This window comes from Limnohabitans sp., assembly GCF_044373035.1.
Taxonomy (GTDB): Bacteria; Pseudomonadota; Gammaproteobacteria; order Burkholderiales; family Burkholderiaceae_C; genus Limnohabitans_A.
On the sequence record NZ_JBILQU010000173.1, the window covers coordinates 1 to 3,682 of the forward strand.

A 3,682-nucleotide genomic window follows, 5' to 3' on the forward strand; every position below is an offset into this window, starting at 1 on the left:
TTCACAAAAATTTAAATATGAAATTTAATTCCAATAAAATTTCATTCATGGAACTAAAAGAAATCGATTTCATCGACCTGCAACTGCTCGATGCCCTGCAGCGCGATGCCAGCATCAGCAATGTGGCGCTGGCCGAGCGGGTGAACGTCTCGCCCCCCACTTGCCTTCGCCGCGTCAAGCGGCTGACCGATGGCGGCTGGATTGAGCGCCAGGTGGCGGTGCTGAGCACCGACAAACTGGCCGCCAGCTTGGGCCATGGGCTGAGCGCCTTGGTCGAGGTGTCCCTGGACCGCCAAGGCAGCGAACACCTGGACGCGTTTGAGGCCCGCGCGGTGGCGCTCGATGCGGTGCAGCAATGCTGGCGCGTATCCCCAGGCCCCGACTTTGTGCTGGTGGTGCAGGCCCGCGACATGCCGCACTACCTGGCGATCAGCCAAACCCTGTTCACCCAAGACGCCAATGTGCGCAATGTGAAAGCTTTTTTTGCGACCAAGCGGGCCAAGTTCACGACGGCTTGGCCCGTGTTGGCCCGTGGCTAAAGCCCCAAAACTTCCAGTGCCTGATGGACTGACACGACTCGCAGTCCTTGCACGGGGGGCGCTTCCAGCAAATCCTTGTCGCCGCTGACCAAGTAATCGGCTTGGGCCTTCAGTGCAGCTTCAATGAAATGGTCGTCATCGCGATCCCGGCAATACAGCCCAGGTGCTCCTGCCTCCACCCACATCGCGCTGGCATTGAAGTCGCGCAACAAACGCTCGCGGTCGTCCAAAGAGATGTACCGGTCAAATTTGGGTCGATAAATCCGCGTGCGCAGTTCATCAAACGTCGCTTGAGAAAACACCAAACGGTGCCGAGCCAATGCACACAGCACCATCTTGGCGGGTGCACCTTGTGCAGACAGTGCGGCGCTGATGAGGATGTTGGTGTCAATGACCAGCTTAAGACTCGTCACGCAGCAAATCTTCCAGCAGATCAGGGGTCAAGCCCGCTTGCTCTGCCTTGGCCGCCGTGTCCACCAAGGTGTGTTGCAGGCGGTTGGCATAAAACTCACGCATGGCTTCGTAGTCGTGCGCCGAGACCATGACGCCGACCACACGATCGCGGCGCATGACGCGCACGGGCTCGCGTTGCGCCAGATCGATGAAATGGCCGAACTGGGTTTTGGCTTCGTTGGCGGTCAGGGTTTGCATGGCGTCAATATAGCACCAAACGACCGAATCGTTCGATTGAACCGTTCGATTATCAAGTTTTCGGCTTTTTGACAGGCCGCGCCCAGTTCGCGATGCTGACCTGCTTGCCGCGCGCCACGCTCAAGGCCCCTGGCTCGGTGCTCTTGGTGATGGTGGAGCCGCCGCCCACGGTGCCGCCCGCGCCAATGGTGACGGGTGCGACCAACACGCAGTTGCTGCCGATGTGCACATCAGCTTCGATCACGGTGCGGTGTTTGTTGGCCCCGTCGTAATTGGCGGTGATGCTGCCTGCGCCATAGTTCACGCGCTCGCCCACGGTGGCGTCGCCCAGATAGGCCAGGTGGTTGGCCTTGGCACCCTTGGCCATCGTTGAATTTTTGACCTCGACAAAGTTGCCGATGTGCACCTCAGCGCCCAGCTGCGCGCCAGGGCGCAGACGGGCAAAGGGGCCAATCAGCGCGCCCTCGCCCACCGACACGCCGAGTTTTTCGCCGTCGATGTGGGTGAAAGGGTGGATGACCGCGCCTGCAGCGATGGTGCAGTTGGCAATCACGCAGTTCGCACCGATCTTCACGCCCTCGCCCAAAAACACCCGGCCTTCAAAAATGCAGTTCACGTCGATTTCGACGTCTTGCGCGCAATCGAGCTGGCCGCGCAAGTCGAAGCGAGCCGGGTCTTGCAGGCGCACGCCTTCCACCATCAATCGGTGCGCCTGGCGCAGTTGGTGGGCGCGCTCGAGCTCGGCCAGTTGCACCGGGCTGTTGATGCCCGCCACTTGCAGCGCATCGGTAATCTTATGGGCCACCACGGGCACACCTTCAGCCACAGCCAGTTTGACCACGTCGGTCAGGTAGTACTCACCTTGCACGTTTTGGTTGTCCAGACGGGCCAGCCAGGCTTTGAGCCGGCGCGCGGGCACGGCCATGATGCCGCTGTACACCTCGCTGATCTGGCGCTGCGCATCGGTCGCGTCTTTTTGTTCCACGATGGCTTGCACCACGTCACCCTCGCGCACGATGCGGCCGTAGCCCGTGGGGTTGGCCATGTCGATGGTCAGCAGCGCCAGTTGTTGGCCGCCGCATTGGTCGATCAGCGCTTGCAGGGTGCCCGCTTGGGTCAGCGGCACATCGCCCGACAAGACCACCACCACGCCATCGTCGGCCAGCACGGGCACGGCTTGCTGCACGGCATGGCCCGTGCCCAACTGCGGTTCCTGGCGCACGCATTGGACCGCCAGCAGCTGGCCCGGGGCCAGCACCAGAGGCTCGACCTGATCAGCCCCGTGGCCGGTGATGACCACGGCCGAACGTGCATTCAGTTGCGCCGCTGTGTTCAGCACATGCTGCACCAGCGGCACTCCCGCCAAGCGCTGCAGCACTTTGGGCAAGCGGCTTTTCATCCGAGTGCCTTTGCCGGCGGCCATGATGACAACGTCGATGGGAAAGATGGGGGCGGTCATGGGGAGCACACTTTCTCGTTTGGCCACAGGTTAAGGGCGGTCTTCGCGCATGGTTAAATTATCGCTGCCCTGCATCGGGCCTATGATTCGTTAAAAAGGGCAATCCACCATGTGTCAAATTCGATTTCGGCTTTTTTGCGCCGCTTTGGCTGGCAGCTTATCGCTTTCGGGCTGTGGTGGAGGTGGTTCGACGCCAGCTGCAGGCTCGGCCACCCTGTGTGAGCTGCCGCTGAAATATGCTGATGGATTGAATGGCGGTTACAGCATCAATACGGTCGCCCAGGCGGTTCCCAGAACCTTCAACGTCTGCACCATCCAGCAGCCACTCGCGGCCAGCGTGAGCCTGTGCATTGACCACCGTCAAATGGCTGAGTTAAGTGCTCAACTGGTCTTGCCCAACGAAACCACGTTGGACCTGGAGCTCCCCAGCGCAACCCAAGGTTCCACCTGTTTGATCAGTGGGCGACTGCTGACCTTGCCGCTTCCTGTCAGCCGTTTGCAGGCCTTCAGTGGTCTCAAAGGCGATTGGACCGTGCGGGTGCGCGATAACAACTCGGTCTCCAACACCCCCATGGGTTACCTGGTCGGCTGGTCCATGCAAGCCGAAGGACTGTAATGATCCGCTTCGGCATCGCCGTTTTGGCGCTTTTGTTCTTACCCGCCTGCAGCGCCATCAAGCTCGGTTACCAGCAGTTGCCCACCCTGTCGTATTGGTGGCTCGACAGCACGGTCTCGTTCAGCGGCAACCAGACACCTGTGGCCAAGGAAGCGATTGACAAGCTCTACCAATGGCATCGCCAAGAAGAACTGCCTGGCTATGCTGCGCTGTTGCAACGCACGGCCGATCTGAGCGCGGGCCCGGTGCAGCCTGGGCAACTGTGCCGCGTGGTGGAAGAGATGCAAACCCGGCTCGACACCCTGATGCGCCAGGCGGTGGTGCAGGCCGCCCCCGTGGCCATGGCTCTGGGACCGCGCCAGCTCAGCCACATGGCAAGGCACTGGGAGCGGCAAAACGAAGAGTGGGAAAAGGAAT

Annotated in this window: 6 protein-coding genes; 3 read left to right on the plus strand and 3 right to left on the minus strand. The window is 60.8% G+C overall.

Annotation, left to right across the window (positions count from 1 at the left end; translation table 11 throughout):
* The first annotated feature begins 47 nt into the window (after positions 1 to 47).
* A complete protein-coding gene (locus tag ACIQ47_RS15230; protein ID WP_396438892.1) occupies positions 48 to 539 on the plus strand; it encodes an Lrp/AsnC family transcriptional regulator in 492 nt (163 codons plus the stop codon).
* Here the strand turns inward: ACIQ47_RS15230 and ACIQ47_RS15235 are convergent.
* The 3 genes from ACIQ47_RS15235 to glmU are packed head-to-tail and all read right to left on the minus strand — an operon-like array spanning position 536 to position 2,649.
* The gene (locus tag ACIQ47_RS15235; RefSeq protein ID WP_296291133.1) at positions 536 to 952 is read right to left on the minus strand and encodes a putative toxin-antitoxin system toxin component, PIN family; all 417 of its coding nucleotides are present in this window, start codon (positions 950 to 952) and stop codon (positions 536 to 538) included. The two genes, ACIQ47_RS15230 and ACIQ47_RS15235, sit on opposite strands and share 4 nt — an antisense overlap.
* Positions 939 to 1,190 carry a type II toxin-antitoxin system Phd/YefM family antitoxin gene (locus ACIQ47_RS15240; protein WP_296291134.1) on the minus strand — a complete coding sequence of 84 codons (252 nt, stop codon included), beginning with the start codon at positions 1,188 to 1,190 and terminating at the stop codon, positions 939 to 941. Before ACIQ47_RS15240 ends, ACIQ47_RS15235 begins: the two co-directional genes overlap by 14 nt.
* Positions 1,191 to 1,242: 52 nt before the next feature.
* Complete coding sequence (gene glmU, locus ACIQ47_RS15245) at positions 1,243 to 2,649, minus strand: bifunctional UDP-N-acetylglucosamine diphosphorylase/glucosamine-1-phosphate N-acetyltransferase GlmU (RefSeq protein WP_396438893.1); 1,407 nt, start codon at positions 2,647 to 2,649, stop codon at positions 1,243 to 1,245.
* Positions 2,650 to 2,758: 109 nt separating this feature from the next.
* On the opposite strand from glmU, the gene ACIQ47_RS15250 reads away from it, so the two are divergent.
* Positions 2,759 to 3,265, plus strand: coding sequence for a hypothetical protein (locus tag ACIQ47_RS15250; RefSeq protein WP_396438895.1), 507 nt, complete (start codon positions 2,759 to 2,761; stop codon positions 3,263 to 3,265).
* On the plus strand, positions 3,265 to 3,682 hold a 418-nt coding region (locus tag ACIQ47_RS15255; protein ID WP_396438896.1), incomplete at its 3' end, for a DUF6279 family lipoprotein. The genes ACIQ47_RS15250 and ACIQ47_RS15255, both read left to right, overlap by 1 nt.